Annotated in this window: 17 protein-coding genes and 1 riboswitch; of the genes, 5 read left to right on the forward strand and 12 right to left on the reverse strand. The window is 71.1% G+C overall.

All coding sequences use genetic code 11. The features are described from left to right. Positions 1-22: 22 nt before the first annotated feature. From ABEB07_RS01460 to ctaE, 6 genes are all read right to left on the reverse strand, one after another. Entirely contained in the window at positions 23-1,384 is a 1,362-nt protein-coding gene (locus ABEB07_RS01460) for an aminotransferase class V-fold PLP-dependent enzyme (protein ID WP_345666661.1), read from the reverse strand. A gap of 196 nt (positions 1,385-1,580) precedes the next feature. After that, positions 1,581-1,697, reverse strand: a riboswitch (SAM riboswitch). A 129-nt stretch (positions 1,698-1,826) separates the two neighbouring features. Then, complete coding sequence (gene trpD / locus ABEB07_RS01465) at positions 1,827-2,891, reverse strand: anthranilate phosphoribosyltransferase (RefSeq protein ID WP_345666662.1); 1,065 nt, start codon at positions 2,889-2,891, stop codon at positions 1,827-1,829. A 150-nt stretch (positions 2,892-3,041) separates the two neighbouring features. Then, the gene (gene qcrB / locus ABEB07_RS01470) at positions 3,042-4,682 is read right to left on the reverse strand and encodes a cytochrome bc1 complex cytochrome b subunit (protein ID WP_164588766.1); all 1,641 of its coding nucleotides are present in this window, start codon (positions 4,680-4,682) and stop codon (positions 3,042-3,044) included. Beyond that, positions 4,679-5,734: a cytochrome bc1 complex Rieske iron-sulfur subunit gene (gene qcrA, locus ABEB07_RS01475; RefSeq protein ID WP_164588765.1), complete on the reverse strand. Its 1,056-nt coding sequence runs from the start codon at positions 5,732-5,734 to the stop codon at positions 4,679-4,681. Before qcrA ends, qcrB begins: the two co-directional genes overlap by 4 nt. Then, positions 5,731-6,540, reverse strand: coding sequence for a cytochrome bc1 complex diheme cytochrome c subunit (qcrC, locus tag ABEB07_RS01480; protein ID WP_164588764.1), 810 nt, complete (start codon positions 6,538-6,540; stop codon positions 5,731-5,733). Before qcrC ends, qcrA begins: the two co-directional genes overlap by 4 nt. A 61-nt stretch (positions 6,541-6,601) precedes the next feature. Further along, positions 6,602-7,222, reverse strand: coding sequence for an aa3-type cytochrome oxidase subunit III (ctaE, locus tag ABEB07_RS01485; protein WP_009188180.1), 621 nt, complete (start codon positions 7,220-7,222; stop codon positions 6,602-6,604). A 203-nt stretch (positions 7,223-7,425) separates the two neighbouring features. Between ctaE and ABEB07_RS01490 the strand changes: the two genes are divergently transcribed. Continuing rightward, a complete protein-coding gene (locus ABEB07_RS01490) occupies positions 7,426-7,827 on the forward strand; it encodes a response regulator (RefSeq protein WP_164588763.1) in 402 nt (133 codons plus the stop codon). Positions 7,828-7,954: 127 nt separating this feature from the next. On the opposite strand, the gene ABEB07_RS01495 is transcribed toward ABEB07_RS01490, so the two are convergent. The 4 genes from ABEB07_RS01495 to ctaC all read right to left on the reverse strand — a co-directional run bounded on the left by ABEB07_RS01495 (position 7,955) and on the right by ctaC (position 12,460). Continuing rightward, on the reverse strand, positions 7,955-9,217 hold the full coding sequence (locus tag ABEB07_RS01495) for a L,D-transpeptidase (RefSeq protein WP_345666663.1): 1,263 nt from the start codon (positions 9,215-9,217) through the stop codon (positions 7,955-7,957). 152 nt (positions 9,218-9,369) lie between these two features. Next, positions 9,370-9,768 (reverse strand): cytochrome c oxidase subunit 4, encoded by a 399-nt coding sequence (locus ABEB07_RS01500; protein ID WP_164588761.1) that lies wholly within the window; start codon positions 9,766-9,768, stop codon positions 9,370-9,372. Further along, positions 9,765-11,504: an aa3-type cytochrome oxidase subunit I gene (gene ctaD / locus ABEB07_RS01505; protein ID WP_164588760.1), complete on the reverse strand. Its 1,740-nt coding sequence runs from the start codon at positions 11,502-11,504 to the stop codon at positions 9,765-9,767. Before ctaD ends, ABEB07_RS01500 begins: the two co-directional genes overlap by 4 nt. Then, entirely contained in the window at positions 11,501-12,460 is a 960-nt protein-coding gene (ctaC, locus tag ABEB07_RS01510; RefSeq protein ID WP_164588759.1) for an aa3-type cytochrome oxidase subunit II, read from the reverse strand. The genes ctaD and ctaC overlap by 4 nt, the downstream gene beginning before the upstream one ends. A gap of 319 nt (positions 12,461-12,779) precedes the next feature. Between ctaC and ABEB07_RS01515 the strand changes: the two genes are divergently transcribed. Further along, the gene (locus ABEB07_RS01515) at positions 12,780-14,156 is read left to right on the forward strand and encodes a cysteine desulfurase/sulfurtransferase TusA family protein (RefSeq protein ID WP_176148646.1); all 1,377 of its coding nucleotides are present in this window, start codon (positions 12,780-12,782) and stop codon (positions 14,154-14,156) included. Between the two features lie 45 nt (positions 14,157-14,201). Here ABEB07_RS01515 and ABEB07_RS01520 read toward each other — a convergent pair whose 3' ends face one another. Next, on the reverse strand, positions 14,202-15,176 hold the full coding sequence (locus ABEB07_RS01520; RefSeq protein WP_345666664.1) for a carbohydrate kinase family protein: 975 nt from the start codon (positions 15,174-15,176) through the stop codon (positions 14,202-14,204). A 130-nt stretch (positions 15,177-15,306) separates the two neighbouring features. On the opposite strand from ABEB07_RS01520, the gene ABEB07_RS01525 reads away from it, so the two are divergent. Together ABEB07_RS01525 and ABEB07_RS01530 are read left to right on the forward strand one after the other, a co-directional pair. Continuing rightward, the gene (locus ABEB07_RS01525; protein WP_176148648.1) at positions 15,307-15,519 is read left to right on the forward strand and encodes a hypothetical protein; all 213 of its coding nucleotides are present in this window, start codon (positions 15,307-15,309) and stop codon (positions 15,517-15,519) included. Between the two features lie 210 nt (positions 15,520-15,729). Further along, positions 15,730-17,364 (forward strand): hypothetical protein, encoded by a 1,635-nt coding sequence (locus ABEB07_RS01530; protein WP_345666665.1) that lies wholly within the window; start codon positions 15,730-15,732, stop codon positions 17,362-17,364. 135 nt (positions 17,365-17,499) lie between these two features. Here the strand turns inward: ABEB07_RS01530 and erpA are convergent, their stop codons facing one another. Continuing rightward, the gene (gene erpA, locus ABEB07_RS01535; RefSeq protein ID WP_062702780.1) at positions 17,500-17,856 is read right to left on the reverse strand and encodes an iron-sulfur cluster insertion protein ErpA; all 357 of its coding nucleotides are present in this window, start codon (positions 17,854-17,856) and stop codon (positions 17,500-17,502) included. Between the two features lie 345 nt (positions 17,857-18,201). Between erpA and nadA the strand changes: the two genes are divergently transcribed. Then, positions 18,202-19,395: a quinolinate synthase NadA gene (nadA, locus tag ABEB07_RS01540; protein WP_345666666.1), complete on the forward strand. Its 1,194-nt coding sequence runs from the start codon at positions 18,202-18,204 to the stop codon at positions 19,393-19,395. Positions 19,396-19,458: the final 63 nt, after the last annotated feature.

The raw sequence follows: 19,458 nt of genomic DNA on the forward strand, positions 1-19,458 counted from the left end.
CCGCCCGCGCGGGCCGTACGGTTCACACCGCGGGGACGCAGCGGCCGTCCTCGGTGCGGTAGCGCCACTTCGCGCCGTCGCGGACCAGTTCCCGCACCGCCGTCACGAACCGCTCGACGTGCTCGTCCGGGGTGCCGGCGCCGAAGCTGACCCGGATGGCGTTGAGGGACTTCTCGCCGGGCGCGGCCTCGGGGGCGCCGCACTCGCCCTGGCTCTGCGGGTCGCTGCCGAGCAGCGTGCGCACCAGCGGGTGGGCGCAGAAGAGCCCGTCGCGCACGCCGATGCCGTACTCGGCGGAGAGCGCGGCGGCGAAGTGGGAGCTGTTCCAGCCCTCGACGACGAACGAGATGACGCCGACCCGCGGGGCGTCGTCCCCGAACAGCGAGAGCACCCTGACCTCGGGCACCTCGGCCAGTCCGGCCCGCACCGTCGCGATCAGACGCCGCTCGCGGGCCACCAGGGAGTCGAAGCCGGCCTCGGTCAGCGCCTTGCAGGCGGAGGCGATGGAGTAGGCGCCGATGACGTTCGGGGAGCCGGCCTCGTGGCGGGCGGCGCTCTCGTGCCACTCCACGTCCACGCCGCCGTCGGCGCGCCGGGAGACCCTGCGGCTCGCGCCGCCGCCCGCGAGGTACGGGTCGGCCGCGCGCAGCCAGTCCGCGCGGCCCGCCAGCACTCCGGCGCCGAACGGGGCGTACAGCTTGTGCCCGGAGAAGGCGACCCAGTCGACGTCCAGGTCCGCGACGGACACCGGGTGGTGCGGGGCGAGCTGGGCGGCGTCCAGGACGATCCGGGCGCCGTGCGCGTGGGCGGCGGCGGCCAGCTCGCGCACCGGCCACAGCTCGCCGGTGACGTTGGAGGCGCCGGTGACGCAGACCAGCGCGGGACCGTACGGCTCGCGGTCGGCGAGCGCCCGCTCCAGGGTGGCGACCGCCTGCTCCGGGGTGCGCGGGGCGTTCAGGTAGGTCACCTGGGCGTCGCGCCAGGGCAGCAGCGAGGCGTGGTGCTCGGTCTCGAAGACGAACACCCGGCAGTCGGCGGGCAGCGCGCGGGCCAGCAGGTTGAGCGAGTCGGTGGTGGAGCGGGTGAACACCACCTGGTCGTCCGTCCGGCAGCCGAGGAACTCCGCGACCGTGCGGCGGGCGTTCTCGAACAGGTCGGTGGACAGCTGCGAGAGGTAGCCGGCGCCGCGGTGGACGCTGCCGTAGTAGGGGGCGTACGCGGCCACGTCGTCCCAGACGCGCTGGAGGGCGGGGGCGCTGGCCGCGTAGTCGAGAGCGGCGTAGCCGACCTCCCCGCCGGTCACCAGCGGCACGGTGACATCCCGCCCCAGAACGGGCAGCGGGGCACAAACGGACTGGTCGGCGGCGAGGGTGGAGACAGACATGACACAACTCCCGTGAAAGCAGGCGCGATTCACCGCACGAGCGGGCACGACAAGGCGTCACGCGGCTCAAGCACGGTGGAAAAAAGGGGAAATGCGGAGGCGGGGCTCTGCGGCCCTAGCGCATTCGCTTGCTCACGGAAGGCTCCCTCGAACGACCAGGACCCCTGGCCCCACGCTTTCCGAGAAGCGTGCGAGGGGTCCGCGCTTGCCGTAGACCTCGCTGCCTACGACCTGGTCTTCACCCGGGGCACCCCGCCACGGACGGAGGGTTGCCGGACAGCCGGCCGGGGCCACATGGCTGTCACTCATGACCTGGACAGGAACGTACGCGAACTGATCGCGGTCCCGCAACCCCTGTCCGGATCGCGGGACCGCGCCGGGTCCTCGGGGCGGCACCCACGGCCCCCACGGCCCCCGCGGCCCCCGTGGGCCGTCGGAGCCGTCAGGCGTTGCTCGCGGCCACCCAGCGCTCCAGCGTGCGCCGGGCCGCCCCGGAGTCGATGGACTCCGCCGCCCGCTCCATGCCCGCCCTGATCCGCTCCACCAGCGTCCCGGAGTCCGGCTTCAGCGCCACCAGCGCCGCCGCCGAGTTCAGCAGCACGGCGTCCCGTACGGGCCCCCGCTCGCCGTCCAGCAGCCGGCGGGCCACCTCCGCGTTGTACGAGGCGTCGGCGCCGCGCAGCGCCTCCACGGGCACCAGTTCCAGGCCCACGTCCCGCGGGTCGAAGGTCTCCTCGGCGACCCGGCCGTCGCGCACCACCCACACCCGGGAGGTGGCCGTCGTGGTCAGCTCGTCCAGGCCGTCGTCACCCCGGAAGACCAGGGAGGAGTTGCCGCGCTCGGCGAAGACGCCCGCGACGATCGGCGCCTCGTGCGCCACGGCGACGCCCACCGCCTGCGCGCGCACCTTGGCCGGGTTGGTCAGCGGACCGAGCAGGTTGAACACCGTCCGGATGCCCAACTGGCCGCGCGCCGCGCCCACGTGGCGCAGGGCCGGGTGGAACTTCACCGCGAAGCAGAAGGTGATCCCGGCCTCCTCGGCGACCTCCACCACCCGACGCGGGGTCAGGTCCAGGTTCACGCCCAGCTTCTCCAGCACGTCGGAGGCGCCGGAGGCGGAGGACGCGGCCCGGTTGCCGTGCTTGACGACCTTCGCGCCGGCGCCGGCGACGACGATGGAGGACATCGTGGAGATGTTCACCGTCTTGGCGCCGTCGCCGCCGGTGCCGACGATGTCGACGGTGTCGCCGGGCACCGTGATCACGTTGGCGTGCTCGTACATCGTGCGCACCAGGCCGGTGATCTCCTCGACGGTGGCGCCCTTGGCGCGCAGCGCCACCGCGAACCCGGCGATCTGCGCGTCCGTCGCCTCGCCGCCCATGATCCGGTCCATCGCCCAGGCGGTGTCGTCGGCCCTGAGGTCGCGGCCGTCCAGCAGACCGTTCAGCACGGCGGGCCAGGAACGGCCCGCCGCGGTGTCGCCTCCAGCGGGGGTCACAGCGCTCATCAGCCGCTCCTGGGTCGGCGCCCCGGGGCACCGGGACGCGTAGTCGTCGATCGCCTCCACCCTATCGACCCCCGCGCACGGCGAAGGGCCCCGTCCGGGGTTCGGAACGGGGCCCTTCGACCTGGCGTGGCGACGCTCAGGGGTCAGTGATCAGTGGTGGCCGTGGCCACTCGTGATCTCCTTGTACTCCTCGACAGTCGGCTTGGAGATCTGGTTGTCCTCGCCGTAGTAGGCGTTGCTGAGCTTGGCGCGCAGCTTCGCCGTGCCCGACACCTTGCGCTCGACGCCGTTCTCGTCGACCGCCGGGCCGATCTCGACCGGCTCGTACTGCTGGTGCGCGGTGAGCGTGTACAGCTGCTCCTGGCTGAGCGGCTCGTGCACCTCGATGAACTCACCGTGCGGCAGGCGCTTGATGATGCCGGACTCGCGGCCGTGCAGCACCTTCTCCTTGTCCCGGCGCTGGAGGCCGAGGCAGATCCGCTTGGTGATGACGAACACGATGAGCGGCATGACGAAGAACGAGATCCGGACGAACCAGGTGATCGCGTTGATCGACAGGTGGAAGTGGGTGGCCCACAGGTCGTTGCCGCCGCCGACCAGCAGCACGAAGTACCACGAGATCCACGCGGCGCCGAAGGCGGTGCGGGTCGGGGCGTTGCGCGGCCGGTCCAGGATGTGGTGCTCGCGCCGGTCGCCGGTGACCCAGGCCTCCAGGAACGGGTAGACCGCGATCGCGACCAGCACCAGCGGGAAGATGATCAGCGGTACGAACACGCCCAGGACGAGCGTGTGGCCCCAGAGGTTGATCTCCCAGCCCGGCATCGTGCGGATCAGGCCCTCGGAGAAGCCCATGTACCAGTCGGGCTGGGCGCCGGTGGACACCTGGTCCGGACGGTAGGGGCCGATGGCCCAGATCGGGTTGATCTGCGCGATCGCCGCGATGGCCGTGATGGCGCCGAAGACCAGGAAGAAGAAGCCTCCGGCCTTGGCCATGTAGACCGGCAGCAGCGGCATGCCGACGACGTTGTTGTTGGTCTTGCCGGGGCCCGCGAACTGCGTGTGCTTGTGGTAGAAGACCAGGATCAGGTGGGCGACCACCAGACCGAGCATGATGCCCGGCAGCAGCAGGATGTGGATCGAGTAGAACCGGGCCACGAAGTCGTGGCCGGGGAACTCGCCGCCGAAGAGGAAGAACGACAGGTACGTGCCGACGATCGGCACGGACAGGATCGCGCCCTCCATGAAGCGGACACCGGTGCCGGAGAGCAGGTCGTCCGGGAGCGAGTAACCGGTGAAGCCGGTGAACATGCCCAGGACGAACAGCAGGAAGCCGAACAGCCAGTTGACCTCACGCGGCTTGCGGAACGCGCCGGTGAAGAACACGCGCATCATGTGCACGAACATGCCGGCCAGGAAGATCAGCGCGGCCCAGTGGTGGATCTGCCGGATGAGCAGACCACCGCGCACCTCGAAGGAGATGTGCAGGGTCGAGTTGAACGCCTCGCTCATCAGCTGTCCCTGGAGCGGGACGTAGCTGCCGTGGTACACCACCTCGTTCATCGAGGGGTGGAAGAACAGCGTCAGATACACACCCGTGAGGATGATGATCAGGAAGCTGTAGAGGCAGACCTCACCCAGCATGAACGACCAGTGGTCGGGGAAGATCTTGCGCATGTTGGCCTTGGCCAGGCTGTAGATGCCCAGCCGGCCGTCGGCCCAGTCGGCGAGCTTCTCGCCGGCCGGTGCCTTCCCGCGCGCGCGGGTCGGCTCGTTGCTCGCTGAAGTACTCATCCGCGCTCCCAGAATGCAGGACCGACGGGCTCCTCGAAGTCGCCGAGCGCCTGGAGGTAACCCTCGCTGTCCACGCCGATGCGCAGCTGCGGCAGGGCGTGTCCGGCGGGGCCGAAGATCACTCGGGCACCGTCGGAGAGGTCGAAGGTGGACTGGTGGCACGGGCACAGCACGTGGTGCGTCTGCTGCTCGTACAGGGAGATCGGGCAGCCCACGTGGGTGCAGATCTTCGAGTACGCCACGACGCCCTCGTGCGACCACTCCAGCTCGCGCTTGTCCTTGATGTTGTCCGGCTGGAGCCGGACGATCATCAGGGCCGCCTTGGCGATCTCGGTCTGGAACTCCTCGTCGGTCTCCTTCAGCCCGTCGGGCATGGCGAAGGTGAGCGAGCCGACCGCGACGTCCTCGGGACGCAGCGGCTGGTTGGTGTTCATGTTGACCAGGCGCTTGCCCTTGGACCACATGGTGTGCCGCAGCGACTCCTTGGGCAGCGGGCCCAGGTCGCGCAGCAGGAACAGACCGGACAGCGGCACCAGGGTGAGCGCGCCCAGCATGGTGTTGCGGATCAGCGGCCGGCGGCCGATCACCGACTCCTTGGCGCCCTGCTTGAAGTCCGCGTGGACCTTGGCGCGGACCTCGGGCGACGCCTCGATCGGGTGCCGCTCGTCGGCGACCTCCGCGTCCGACATCAGGGTGCGGGCCCAGTGGACCGCGCCCGCGCCGATGCAGAACAGCGCCACGCCCAGGGTCAGGCCGAGCGCGAAGTTCATCGCGCTGACGTGGCCGATCGGGAAGACGTAGACGACCTTGTCGTTCGGGATCGTCACGTACGAGGCGATGAAGCCGACGGTGGCCAGCATGGACACCGTGAACAGCAGGGCGACGACGCGCTCGGACCGCTTGGCGGCCCGCTCGTCGATGTCCTGGATCCGGTGCTCGTGCGGGGGCAGGCCGGGGTCGGCGAACGGGTTCTTCTCGTCCGCGGCCTTCACGGCGCCGTGCGTGCCGTGCTCGGCAGGCAGGTTCTCTTCTGGAATGTCTTGGCTACTCATGACTTCTTGGCCTTTGCGGTCCGAGCGGCGACCCACACGGCGACGGCGACCAACAGGCCGAGGCCGAAGATCCACGCGAACAGACCCTCGCTGACCGGCCCGAGGCCGCCCAGTTCGAGACCGCCGGGGTTCTCGGTCTTGTCGCTGTTGACCGCGTTCAGGTACGCGATGATGTCCTTCTTGTTCTTCTCCGACATCGTGGTGTCGGGGAAGGAGGGCATGTTCTGCGGGCCGGTCTGCATGGCCTCGTAGATGTGCTTCGGCTGGACGCCGTCGAGGTCCGGGGCGAACTTGCCGTGCGTGAGCGCACCGCCCTTGCCGGTGAAGTTGTGGCACTGCGCGCAGTTGGTGCGGAACAGCTCGCCGCCCTTGGCGATGTCCGCGCCCTCCGGGCTGTACTGGTTCTTCGTCGGCACGACGGGACCGGCGCCCAGGGAGGCGATGTACGCCGCCAGCTGGTCGATCTCGGCCTGGCTGTAGATGACCTTCTTGCGCGGGACCTGCGCGCTCGGCTGCTGCGCGGGCATACGGCCGGTGCCGACCTGGAAGTCGACGGCCGCGGCGCCCACGCCCACGAGGCTGGGACCGTCAGTGGTGCCCTGACCGCCCGTGCCGTGGCAGCTTGCACAGCCGACCGCGTAGAGCTTCTTGCCCTCCTCGATCGTGAGGGACTGGGCCGAGTCGTCGGCCTTCGCCTTGCTCGCGGGCGCGAACGCGGTGTACAGCCCCCCCGTGGCCGCCAGCGCGAGAAGTAGGACGACGACCGCCGCCAGCGGATGGCGTCGTCGTGCGGAGAGCTTTTTCACGGATTACCCCGGTGTCAGGATCTTCTGCGTCGATGCGTTGCGTACTGAGGTCGGTTCGTCGCTACTTGATCAGGTAGATCGTGGCGAAGAGGCCGATCCAGACGACGTCGACGAAGTGCCAGTAGTAGGACACGACGATGGCCGCGGTCGCCTGCTCGTGGGTGAACCTCCGGGCCGCGTAGGTGCGGCCGAGGACCAGCAGGAAGGCGATGAGACCGCCCGTCACGTGCAGGCCGTGGAAGCCGGTGGTCAGGTAGAACACCGAGCCGTACGGGTCGGAGGACAGGGAGAGCCCGTCCTCCTTCACCAGGCTGGTGTACTCGTAGATCTGACCGCCGATGAAGATCGCACCCATGATGAAGGTGACGATGAACCAGCCCCGGAGCTTCTTCACGTCACCGCGCTCGGCGGCGAAGACGCCGAGCTGGCAGGTGAGCGAGGAGAGCACCAGGATCGTGGTGTTCGCCGACGAGAAGGGGACGTTGAGGTGGTCCGCCATCTCCTTCCAGTGCGCCGGACCCGTCACCGATCGCAGGGTGAAGTACATCGCGAAGAGGGCCGCGAAGAACATCAGCTCGGAACTCAGCCAGATGATGGTTCCGACGCTGGTGAGGTTCGGCCGGTTGACCGACGGGTGCGCGTGCCCGGTTTCTACTGTCGTTGCTGTCGCCACGACCGACATTATGTCGGTCGCTTATCCCGCCCTCACTCCGGGGGGTGCCGTTCGGAGTGTCTGGGGGGTGTGTCCAGCCCGTATGGCCCATCGAAGGGGTGTTCCAAGCGGTGTTGACCGGGAGTGCGGAGGAGTAGCATCCGCGCCATCGGTACCCGGAAGTTCCCGATGAGTTCTCCGACCAAGGCTGTTCCGAGATGCGTGGAGGAACAATGCAGGCGACCGCCACGGTGCTGGTCTACAGCGACGACGCAGGCACCCGGGAGCAGGTGCGGCTGGCCACCGGCCGCAGGCCGGCCCAGGACGCGCCTGTGGTGGAGTTCCTGGAGTGCGCCACGCCCGCCGCGGTGCTCAAGGAGCTGGACAAGGGCGGGATCGACGTCTGCGTCCTGGACGGCGAGGCCGTGCCCATGGGCGGCATGGGGCTGTGCCGCCAGATCAAGGACGAGGTGTTCCGCTGCCCGCCGGTGCTGCTGCTGATCGGGCGGCCGCAGGACGCGTGGCTGGCCACCTGGAGCCGCGCGGACGCCGCGGTGACGCTGCCGGTGGAGCCGGTGGAGTTCGCGTCGGCGCTGGCCGCGCTGCTGCGGAAAAGAGTCTCCGTGAGCGCGTGACGGGCTCCTGCGGCGCCTGACGGAGCTCCACGGCGCCTGACAGCCCGGGACGGCCCCCGCGGCCTCGTGACCGCGGGGGCCGTCCCGGGGCTCCCGTCCTACAGGCTCGGTCCTGCAGGCTCTGGTCCTACAGGCTCTGGGGGCGCAGCCGGGTGGTGTCGCCCTGGGGGGAGCCCTGGGCGCCGGTGAGGGCGCTGCCCTGGACCCACTTGTCCCAGGACAGGTTCCAGTCGCCGAAGCCGTTGTCGAAGTTCTCCATCTGCTGGCCGGCGGAGTTCACCACCTGGACGATGTCGCCCTCGTGGATGTTGTCGAAGAACCACTTGGCGTTCGGCGTGCTCATCCCGGTGCAGCCGTGGCTGACGTTGGCGCTGCCCTGGGAGCCCACGGACCAGGGGGCCGCGTGGACGAACTCGCCGCTCCAGGTCACCCGGGTGGCGTAGTAGACGGGCAGGTCGTAGGAGTCCGAGGAGCCCGCGGCGATGCCGACGGTGGTGCTCTTCATCCGCACGAAGTACTGCTTGGCCAGGACGACCTTGACGCCGTTGCGGGTCTCGAAGCCGGGCTTGCCCGTGGTGACCGGGATCTCCCGGACCTTCTCGTCGTTGCGGTAGAGCGTCAGCCGGTGCGTGGCGGCGTCCGTGAGGGCGATGACGCGGTCGCCGGTGGTGATGGTCAGCGGCTTGGCGGCGGCGCCCCACAGCTGGTCGTTGATCCGGATGTTCTCCAGGTTGCTGCGCACCTCGACGGTGGCGTCGGCCGGCCAGTAGTCCCGCGGGCGGTAGTGCAGCTGCTTGTCGTCCACCCAGTACCAGGAGCCCTGCACGGCGGGGGTGGACTCCACCCTCAGGCCGCGCTCCACGATGGCGCGCTGGGCCTTGTCCCGGATGGGCTGGTCCAGTTGGGCGACGATGGGCTCGCCGACGCCGTAGGTGCCCGCCTCCGGCCCGAACTCCACGTTCAGGCGCTTGAGGGTGGCGGGCTTGCTGGTGTCCACGGTGAGGACCTTGCGGCCGGGTGCGCCGTCGCCGTCCTCCGTGCTCACCGTGACCGAGTAGTGGGCTCCGGCGGCCAGGGGCGAGGTGCTGTGCCAGCGGGCGCCGTCGGCGTCCAGTTCGCCCGAGACGCGGCGGCCCGTGGTGTCCACGGCCGTGACGTCCGTGATGCGGCCGTCCGAGCCCTCTGCGGTGACCACCAGGGGCTTGTCCGGGTCGGCCTGTTTCCCGGCCTCCGTGGGGCCGCTGACGGAGATCTGATCCGCCGCGTCGTACGGGGCGGTGGCCAGGGGATTGCCGCCGGCGCCGCAAGCGGTGGCGCCCGCGCCGAGGGCGGCCACCAACAGGGCACGGCTGACGACGGTGCGAGTACGCGTGCGCGGAGTGGTGCTCATGGCAGCACGCTAGGTAGCTCCGTCGACTTCGGCGCGATAAGTCGTCCGTTCGGGCGACGCTCGTACGGCTGCCGTACGGTCGCGGGCGGAAACGGCGGGAGCCCGGACCCTCCGTGCGGAGGGTCCGGGCTCCCGGGGCCGAGCGGGTGTCGCTACTGGGTGCGGTTCTCACCGCGGTAGTACTCGAACACCCAGCCCCACAGACCGATCAGCACCAGCGGGGCGCCGAAGTACAGCAGCCACCAGCCGAGCGCCACGCCGAGGAAGGCGAGCGCGCCGCCGACGCCGAGGGCGAGCGGCTGCCAGCTGTGCGGGCTGAAGAAGCCCAGCTCACCGGCGTCGTCCGCGACGTCGGCCTCCTTGTTGTCCTGAGCGCCGGCGTCCACCCGCTTGGCCGTGAAGCCGAGGTAGAAGCCGACCATGATGCTCAGGCCGAAGGAGAGGAAGAGCGCCGTGGTGCCGGCCGGCTCCTTGGACCACAGGCCGTAGACGACGGCCATGACCAGGAGGAAGGCGGCCAGCCAGATGAACAGCTTGCCCTGGATCTTCACTTGCCGGCCTCCTTGCCGCCGGCGAGCGCCGCCTTCTCGCCGTGACCGGCGTTCTCGAGCTGGTCGAGCGCGGCGATCTCCGGGTGGTGCAGGTCGAACGCCGGGGATTCACTGCGGATCCGCGGCAGGGTGAGGAAGTTGTGCCGCGGCGGCGGGCAGGAGGTCGCCCACTCCAGGGAGCGGCCGTAGCCCCACGGGTCGTCGACGCCGACCGGCTTGCCGTACTTGGCCGTCTTCCACACGTTGTAGAAGAACGGCAGGATCGACAGGCCGAGCACGAACGAGAAGATCGTCGAGATCGTGTTCAGGGCGGTGAAGCCGTCGGCCGCCAGGTAGTCGGCGTACCGGCGCGGCATGCCCTCGGCGCCCAGCCAGTGCTGGATGAGGAAGGTGCCGTGGAAGCCGATGAACAGCAGCCAGAAGGTCATCTTGCCGAGGCGCTCGTCCAGCATCTTGCCGGTGAACTTCGGCCACCAGAAGTGGAAGCCGGAGAACATCGCGAAGACGACCGTGCCGAAGACGACGTAGTGGAAGTGGGCCACCACGAAGTACGAGTCGGAGATGTGGAAGTCCATCGGGGGCGAGGCCAGGATGACGCCGGTCAGACCACCGAAGGTGAAGGTGATCAGGAAGCCGGTCGCCCAGAGCATCGGCGTCTCGAAGGACAGCGAGCCCTTCCACATGGTGCCGATCCAGTTGAAGAACTTCACACCGGTCGGTACCGCGATCAGGAAGGTCATGAACGAGAAGAACGGCAGCAGCACACCGCCGGTGACGTACATGTGGTGCGCCCACACGGTCACGGACAGACCCGCGATGGCGATGGTCGCGCCGATCAGACCCATGTAGCCGAACATCGGCTTGCGGGAGAAGACCGGGATGACCTCACTGATGATGCCGAAGAACGGCAGCGCGATGATGTACACCTCTGGATGGCCGAAGAACCAGAAGAGGTGTTGCCACAGCAGGGCTCCGCCGTTGGCGGCGTCGAAGACGTGGGCGCCGAACTTGCGGTCGGCCTCCAGCGCGAACAGGGCCGCGGCCAGCACGGGGAAGGCCAGCAGGACGAGCACCGCGGTGAGCAGCACGTTCCACACGAAGATCGGCATGCGGAACATGGTCATGCCTGGCGCGCGCATGCAGATGATCGTGGTGATGAAGTTGACCGAACCGAGGATCGTGCCGAAGCCGGAGAAGGCCAGACCCATGATCCACATGTCGCCGCCGATGCCCGGCGAGTGCACCGCGTCGGAGAGCGGGGCGTAGGCGAACCAGCCGAAGTCGGCGGCGCCCTGCGGGGTGAGGAAGCCACCCACCGCGATCAGCGAGCCGAACAGGTACAGCCAGTAGGCGAACATGTTCAGCCGCGGGAAGGCCACGTCCGGCGCGCCGATCTGGAGCGGCATGATCCAGTTCGTGAAGCCGGCGAACAGCGGCGTCGCGAACATCAGCAGCATGATCGTGCCGTGCATCGTGAACGCCTGGTTGAACTGCTCGTTCGACATGAACTGCAGACCGGGGCGGGCCAGCTCGGCGCGCATCAGCAGCGCCATCACGCCGCCGATGCAGAAGAACGCGAACGACGTGACGAGGTACAGCGTGCCGATCGTCTTGTGGTCGGTGGTCGTCAGCCACTTGATCACGACGCTGCCGGGTTGCTTGCGCCGCACCGGCTGCTCACTCTCGAAAGAGCCCTCAGCCGCGGCGGCACCCTGAGGTTCGTTGAGGATGCTCACAGGTTGTTCGTCTCCCGGTTCTTCTCGTGGCTCGTCTGCGCGATGCCGGCGGGAACGTAACCGGTCTGCCCCTTCTTAGCGAGGTCCTTGAGGTGCTGCTCGTAACGGTCCGGCGAGACGACCTTCACGTTGAACAGCATCCGGGAGTGGTCCTGGCCGCAGAGCTCGGCGCACTTGCCCCGGAAGGTGCCCTCCTGGTTGGGGGTCACCTGGAAGGAGTTGGTGTGGCCGGGGATGACGTCCATCTTCATCAGGAACGGCAGCACCCAGAACGAGTGGTTGACGTCCCGCGAGGTCAGGATGAAGCGGACGGTCTTGCCCTTGGGCAGCCACAGGGTCGGGCCGGGGTTCCCGTTCTGCGGGTTCCGCGTGCCCGGGGTGCCGTAGTCGTAGACGCCGCCGGCATTGGCCGGGAAGTCGTTCTTGAACCGGTCCGGAATGGCCAGGAGGTTCTTGTCGGTCTTCGCGTCACCCGCGGAACCCGCGACGGGCGCCACGTAGTTGAAGGCCCAGCTCCACTGGTAGCCGACGACGTTGACCGTGACGTCGGGCTTCTTGGATTCGTCGAGGAGCTTCGACTCGTCGCGGGCCGTGAAGTAGAACAGCACCGAGACGATGATGAGCGGGACGACCGTGTACAGCGCCTCGATGGGCATGTTGTACCGGGTCTGCGGAGGGACCTCGACCTTGGTGCGGCTGCGCCGGTGGAAGAAAGCACTCCACAGGATCAGACCCCACACCAGCACGCCGACCGCGATCGCGGCGGCCCAGGAGCCCTGCCACAGGGAGAGGATCCGCGGAGCCTCTTCCGTCGCGGGGGTGGGCATACCCAGCCGGGGGAAGTCCTTGTATGTGCAACCGGTTGCGGTCGCCAGGACCAGGCCCGCAGTCAGTGCCTGCAGCAGCTTCCGCCGCATCGGGCGCCGCGGCGAGCGGTCGGAGCCGTTGGGACTCACGTAGCGCCTTCCCGAGAGTCTCGCCCGCGCGGTTGGCTGCGGCCTGCCTTCTCGCTGGTCGGTCGCCGCCCTGCGTCGGGCAGGGGTTTGGATGTTTATGCGGACCAAACCCTACTGGACGCGTTCCGGCGGGTCGCGGGGAGGGGGGCCCAACGCGCCGCGGGTCACGCTGGAGGGTGGGATGCCCCTCGGTGGCGGGGTTTGCGCAGGTGTGCTGGGCGCCCAACGGGCCGGGGGCGCGCCGTTCGTGGCGCCGGCGGGCGGCTGGCGGCGGGGCGCGCGGTCCGCCGCGCGCCTGCGGGGCGCTTAGCGTGGGCGTGTGGTCTATTTCGACGCCGCTTCCGGCGCTCCCCTGCATCCCGTCGCCCGGCAGGCCCTCGTCGCCTCTCTCGACGAGGGGTGGGCCGACCCCGCGCGGCTCTACAAGGAGGGGCGGCGGGCGCGGTTGCTGCTGGACGCTGCGCGGGAGGCGGCGGCCGAGGCGGTGGGGTGCCGGGCCGACGAGCTGACGTTCACCGCCTCCGGGACGCGGGCCGTGCACACGGGGATCGCGGGGGCGCTGGCCGGCCGGCGCCGCGTCGGGGATCACCTGATCGTGTCAGCCGTGGAGCACTCCTCGGTGCTCCATTCGGCCGAGGCGCACGAGGCGGCGGGCGGTTCGGTCACCCGGGTGCCGGTGGACCGGGGCGGCCGGGCGGACGCCGCGTCGTACGCCGGGGCGCTGCGCGCGGACACCGCGCTGGCCTGTCTTCAGTCGGCCAACCACGAGGTGGGCACCGAGCAGCCGGTGGCGGAGGCGGCCGAGGTGTGCCGGGCGGCGGGGGTGCCGCTGCTGGTGGACGCGGCGCAGTCGCTGGGCTGGGGGCCGGTGGCGGGCGACTGGTCGCTGCTGACGGCGAGCGCGCACAAGTGGGGCGGGCCGCCGGGGGTCGGACTGCTGGCGGTGCGCAAGGGGGTGCGGTTCGCGGTGCGGGGGCCGGCCGACGAGCGGGAGTCGGGCCGGGCGGCCGGGTTCGAGAACATCCCGGCGATCGTGGCGGCGGCGGCCTCGCTGCGGGCGGTGCGCGCCGAGGCGGCCGCTCAGGCGGTGCGGCTGCGGGAGTTGACGGAGCTGATCCGGGCGCGGGTGCCCGAGCTGGTGCCGGACGTGGAGGTGGTGGGCGATCCGGTGCGGCGGCTGCCGGGCATCGTCACCTTCTCCTGTCTCTACGTCGACGGCGAGGCGCTGCTGCACGAGCTGGACCGGGAGGGCTTCGCGGTCTCCTCCGGCTCCTCCTGCACCAGCGGCACGCTGACGCCGAGCCATGTGCTGCGGGCGATGGGCGTGCTGAGCGAGGGGAACGTGCGGGTGTCGCTGCCGGCCGGGACGTCCGCTCCGGACGTCGAGCGGTTCCTCGCGGTGCTGCCGGGGGCGGTGGCGGGGGTGCGGGAGAAGCTGGGGGCGCCCGCTCCGCGGGCGGCCGTGCGCCGGGCGGAACTGGTGCTGGACGCGCTCGGCAAGCGCTGCCCCGTCCCGGTGATCGAGCTGGCCAAGGTGATCGGGGAGGTGCCGGTCGGCGGCACGGTGCGGGTCCTGGCCGACGACGCGGCGGCGCGGCTGGACATCCCGGCGTGGTGCGAGATGCGCGGTCAGGAGTACGTCGGCGAGGAGCCGGCGGACGAGGGCGCGGCCTACGTCGTCCGCCGGCTCTCCTGAGGACGGCTCGGCGCGAGCCGTGCTCCCCGGGCGGCCGGGCGGCGGTCAGACCAGGTGGGCGCGGACCTCGCGGGCCGCGTCGTCGCCGTACGCCTTGGTGAAGCGTCCCATGAAGTGGCCGCGGCTCAGCTGGTACTCCTGGGTGCCGACGGTCTCGATGACCAGGGTGGCGAGCATGCAGCCGACCTGGGCGGCGCGCTCGTGGTCGACGCCCCAGGCCAGGCCGGACAGGAAGCCGGCGCGGAAGGCGTCGCCGACGCCCGTCGGGTCGGCCTTGCGCTCCTCGTCCGGGCAGCCGACCTCGATCGCCTCGTCGCCCGCGCGCTCGATGCGCACGCCGCGGGCGCCGAGGGTGGTGACCCGGTGGCCGACCCGGTCGAGGATCTCGGCGTCGCTCCAGCCGGTCTTGTTCTCGATGAGGCCCTTCTCGTACTCGTTGGAGAACAGGTACGTCGCGCCGTCCAGCAGGGTGCGGATCTCGTCGCCGTCCATCCGGGCGATCTGCTGGGAGAAGTCGGCGGCGAACGGGATCGAGCGCGAGCGGCACTCCTCGGTGTGCCGCAGCATCGCCTCCGGGTCGTCGGCGCCGATCAGCACCAGGTCGAGGCCGCCGACGCGGTCCGCGACGGTCTTCAGCTCGATGAGGCGGGCCTCGCTCATCGCGCCGGTGTAGAAGGAGCCGATCTGGTTGTGGTCGGCGTCGGTGGTGCACACGAAGCGGGCGGTGTGCAGGGTCTCGGAGATGCGGACCGAGGCGGTGTCGACGCCGTGCCGGTCGAGCCAGTCGCGGTACTCGCCGAAGTCGGGGCCGGCGGCGCCGACCAGGACGGGGTCGGTGCCGAGCTGGCCCATGCCGAAGGCGATGTTGGCGCCGACGCCGCCGCGCCGGACGTCCAGCTGGTCGACGAGGAAGGAGAGCGAGACCGTGTGCAGCTGGTCCGCGACGAGCTGGTCGGCGAAGCGGCCGGGGAACGTCATGAGGTGGTCGGTGGCGATGGAGCCGGTGACAGCGATGCGCACGGCGTGGACTCTCCTGCCGGGAGGGGGATTGACAGTTCACGCTACCCGCTCGGCGCGGAGCGCTGAAGCGGGCGAAACTACCCGATAGTAGAGCTTTCCCGGACGGCTGTGACGTGCCTACGGTTCGCCCATGACGAACCCCGGGATTCACACCGGCCCCGCCCGGGCCGATCAGGACGTCGATCTGGCCGCGCTGCGCGGGGACTGCGCCCGGATGGCGCCGCGCTGGGCGGCGCCCGGGCGCCGGGCCGCCCGTCCGGTGCCGCCGTCGCGCATCCACGGCGTGTCCGTGCCGGCCTCCGCCGCCCGGCTGCTGGCCGCCATGGCGGAGTACGGCGACTGAGGGCGCGCCGCCCCGGGCGAGCGGCCCGCGCCGGGAGACGGGAGCCGGGAGCCGGGAAGGGAACCCGGGCGGGGAACCGTACGCTCCCCCGCCGCGTCCCATCGCCGTCCCCCGTTCGGGGGATGCGGGATACGACCCGATGGCCGATCACTTCCACAGGGGCGGCCGCGGGCCGGTCCGGGGACGTACGGCAGCCGAAGGAGCGATGCGGTGAACACCGAGCGAGCCGACCACGACGACGCGGCCGGGGCCGCGGGCAGCGGCGCCTCCGGTGCCGGCGCCTCCCGCACCGGCGAGGACACCTCGGGCGGCGACACGGCGGGTGCGCGGGGCGGCGGGCGGTCGCGGTGGGGGCGCGGGCCGCTGATGGCGGTGCCGGTGGCCGCCGCCGTGCTGCTGGTGGGCGGCGGCGGGGCATACCTCGCCGCCGGCGCCGCGGACGGCCGTACGCAGTCGGCGGCCTCCGCCGGGCACGGCACTCCCCCGCCGCTCGTCCTGGACGGTTACGCCGCGCGGGGCACGGGCGGCGGCACGGACGGCGGAACCGGCCCCGGCATCGCGCCCGGCGAGCCCAACCCCTACGGGACCACCTACCGGGCGGCCGGCGCGCTGCCCGCCGGGCCCGGGTCGGCGCCGGTCTACACCGCGCGGGGCGAGGTCGGCCGGGCGGAGGTGGCCCGGCTGGCGAAGGCGCTCGGCGTGGCGGGCGCGCCGGTGGCCGAGGCGCGGGCGTGGCGGGTCGGGGCCGTCAAGGACGGTTCGGGGCCGGTGCTCCGGGTGGACCGGCAGGCGCCGGGGTCCTGGACGTTCAGCCGGTACGCGCCGGGCACCGACGACTGCAAGGGCTCGGTGTGCGGGCGCGGACCCGTCGCTCCGGCCGGGCGCGCGGTGAGCGCGGCGGCGGCGGAGAAGGCGGCGGCGCCGGTGCTCGCGGCGGTGGGCCAGGGCGACGCGCGGGTGGACGCGAGCCGGATCATGGGCGCCCAGCGGGCGGTGACCGCCGATCCGACGGTGGGCGGTCTGCCCACGGACGGCTGGACGACCGATCTGGTCGTCGGCGTGCGGGGTGAACTGGTCGGCGGCAGCGGGCAGGTGAAGGCGCCGGTGAAGGGGGACACGTATCCGGTGCTGAGCGCGCGCCGGACGCTGGACCTGATGAACGCCGCGCCCCGGACCGACCACCGCATGGGCGTCGGCGGCTGTGCGAGCGCGGTGCCGCTGAAGGACCGGCTGGAGGCGCCGTGCGGCGCCTCCTCCGCGGGCGGCGCGGTCAAGGGCGATGTGCTGACCGTGGACAAGGCGGTGTTCGGTCTGGCGTCGCGCACCTCCGAAGGGCGGCGGGCGCTGGTGCCGTCCTGGCTGTTCCAGGTGCGCGGGGCGCCGGGGCAGGAGGACTTCACGGTGACCTACCCGGCCGTCGACCCCCGCTATCTCGCCCCGTCGGCCACCGCCTCTGCGACACCGCCGGCGTCGCCGTCCGCTCGGCCGGAGCCCCGGCCGAGCGGTTCGGGCACCGCCGCGCCGGTCACCCGGAACGTGCCGGTGACGGCGTACGGAGTCCGGGACGGCGGGCTGACGGTGACCTTCGAGGGCGGGGTGTGCTCCGAGTACACGGCGGTGGCGCGCGAGGCCGCCGACCGGGTGACGGTCACGGTGACCGAGAAGCGGTGGCCCGGCCGGGTATGCATCGCGATCGCCAAGGAGTACCGCCGCACGGTGCCGCTGGAGCGCCCGCTCGGCGAGCGGAAGGTGGTCCGGGCGGACGGCGACCCGGTTCCGCTGGAGCGGCCCGCCGCCCGGACGACGGACGCGCCGCACGCGAACGACGGACGGCCCGTCAGGTAGGCGGGGCGGGGCGTCCGCGCGGGCGCACGCGGAAGGCGGCGGTCCCGCGCACGCGGAAGGCGGCGGTCCCCCGGCTGGGGGGCCGCCGCCTTCCGTCAGATCCGTCCCGCCGGGACGCTCGCGCGTCCGGCCGGGTCAGCTGAAGGAGTCGCCGCAGGCGCAGGAGCCCGTCGCGTTCGGGTTGTCGATCGTGAAGCCCTGCTTCTCGATGGTGTCCACGAAGTCGACGGTGGCGCCGCCCAGGTAGGGGGCGCTCATGCGGTCGGTGACGACCTTGACGCCGCCGAAGTCCTTGACGACGTCGCCGTCGAGCGAGCGCTCGTCGAAGAAGAGCTGGTAGCGCAGGCCGGAGCAGCCGCCGGGCTGGACGGCGACGCGCAGGGCGAGGTCGTCACGGCCTTCCTGGTCGAGCAGGGCCTTGACCTTGGACGCGGCGGCGTCGGTCAGAACGATGCCGTCGGTGACGGTGCTGGTCTCGTCCGATACGGACATCTACATCTCTCCCGGGTTGTACGGAGACTGCTTGCCGACGAGTGCAACCGGCGGAGCGGCGGATTCATTCCGGGCCGAGCACGTGCCTTCTCGTACGTCCCCGCCCGTGTGGGCCCCTCCGAGTCCGTCTGCGCTCGTCCGCTCGTCAGTTCATGCTCGCACACCCGGCGGGCCGCCGACAGAGCCGCACGGAGCGGGCGCCCGGATGCGACGAACGCGACATCGGCGGCAACCGCGGCGGACGGCGAGGTGTCGGGATTCACGTCACATCGACGCAATGGGCATCGTCAACGTGACGTGAAGCGGTTATGATAGATAGCGTCAATTAGACGAAAAGTAGAAAGGGTGCGTGTCGTGACCACCGCCCAGCCCCGAGAGCTCGACGTCCAGCCGACGCCGCTCGCCCTGCTGCTGCTCGGCCGCGAGGCCGACCCGAGGAGCGAGCGCGGCGTCGACTGTCCCGGCGAGCTGCCCTCCCCGTCCGACCCCGACCTGGTGGCGCGCGCCCGCGCGGCCAAGGAGAAGCTCGGGGACAAGGTCTTCGTCCTCGGCCACCACTACCAGCGTGACGAGGTCATCCAGTTCGCCGACGTCACGGGCGACTCCTTCAAGCTGGCCCGGGACGCCGCCGCGCGGCCGGACGCGGAGTACATCGTGTTCTGCGGTGTGCACTTCATGGCGGAGTCCGCGGACATCCTGACGAGCGACGCGCAGAAGGTGGTCCTGCCGGACCTGGCCGCCGGGTGCTCCATGGCCGACATGGCGACGGCCGAGCAGGTCGCCGAGTGCTGGGACGTGCTGACCGAGGCCGGCATCGCCGAGCAGGTCGTGCCGGTGTCGTACATGAACTCCTCGGCCGACATCAAGGCGTTCACCGGCAAGCACGGCGGCACCATCTGCACCTCGTCCAACGCGAAGCGCGCCCTGGACTGGGCCTTCGAGCAGGGCGAGAAGGTGCTGTTCCTGCCCGACCAGCACCTGGGCCGCAACACGGCGGTGCGGGACATGGGCATGTCCCTGGAGGACTGCGTCGTCTACAACCCGCACCGGCCGGGCGGCGGACTGACCGCCGAGGAGCTGCGCGCGGCGAAGATGATCCTGTGGCGCGGCCACTGCTCGGTGCACGGCCGCTTCAGCCTGGAGTCGGTCGAGGACGTCCGGGCGCGGATCCCCGGCGTCAACGTCCTGGTGCACCCGGAGTGCAAGCACGAGGTGGTCGCCGCGGCCGACCAGGTCGGCTCGACGGAGTACATCATCAAGGCGCTGGAGGCGGCCCCGGCCGGCTCCAAGTGGGCCATCGGCACCGAGCTGAACCTGGTACGCCGCCTGGCGAACCGTTTCGCCGCCGAGGACAAGGAGATCGTCTTCCTCGACAAGACGGTCTGCTTCTGCTCGACCATGAACCGCATCGACCTGCCCCACTTGGTCTGGACCCTGGAGTCCCTGGCCGAGGGCAACCTGGTCAACCGGATCGAGGTCGACAAGGAGACCGAGGCGTTCGCGAAGCTGGCCCTGGAACGGATGCTGGCGCTGCCGTAACGGCGGACCGCGCACGGCGGCGGCCGGGACTCCTTCGCGGAGTCCCGGCCGCCGCCGTGTCCG

Source organism: Streptomyces similanensis (assembly GCF_039543625.1).
GTDB classification, from domain to species: Bacteria; Actinomycetota; Actinomycetes; order Streptomycetales; family Streptomycetaceae; genus Streptomyces; species Streptomyces similanensis.

Bases quoted from the DNA above. Each gene is read 5' to 3' on its own strand.
- ABEB07_RS01460 (WP_345666661.1), bottom strand. From the start codon at position 1,384: ATGTCTGTCTCCACCCTCGCCGCCGACCAGTCCGTTTGTGCCCCGCTG.
- trpD (WP_345666662.1), bottom strand. From the start codon at position 2,891: ATGAGCGCTGTGACCCCCGCTGGAGGCGACACCGCGGCGGGCCGTTCC.
- qcrB (WP_164588766.1), bottom strand. From the start codon at position 4,682: ATGAGTACTTCAGCGAGCAACGAGCCGACCCGCGCGCGCGGGAAGGCA.
- qcrA (WP_164588765.1), bottom strand. From the start codon at position 5,734: ATGAGTAGCCAAGACATTCCAGAAGAGAACCTGCCTGCCGAGCACGGC.
- ctaE (WP_009188180.1), bottom strand. From the start codon at position 7,222: ATGTCGGTCGTGGCGACAGCAACGACAGTAGAAACCGGGCACGCGCAC.
- ABEB07_RS01490 (WP_164588763.1), top strand. From the start codon at position 7,426: ATGCAGGCGACCGCCACGGTGCTGGTCTACAGCGACGACGCAGGCACC.
- ABEB07_RS01495 (WP_345666663.1), bottom strand. From the start codon at position 9,217: ATGAGCACCACTCCGCGCACGCGTACTCGCACCGTCGTCAGCCGTGCC.
- ABEB07_RS01525 (WP_176148648.1), top strand. From the start codon at position 15,307: ATGACGAACCCCGGGATTCACACCGGCCCCGCCCGGGCCGATCAGGAC.
- erpA (WP_062702780.1), bottom strand. From the start codon at position 17,856: ATGTCCGTATCGGACGAGACCAGCACCGTCACCGACGGCATCGTTCTG.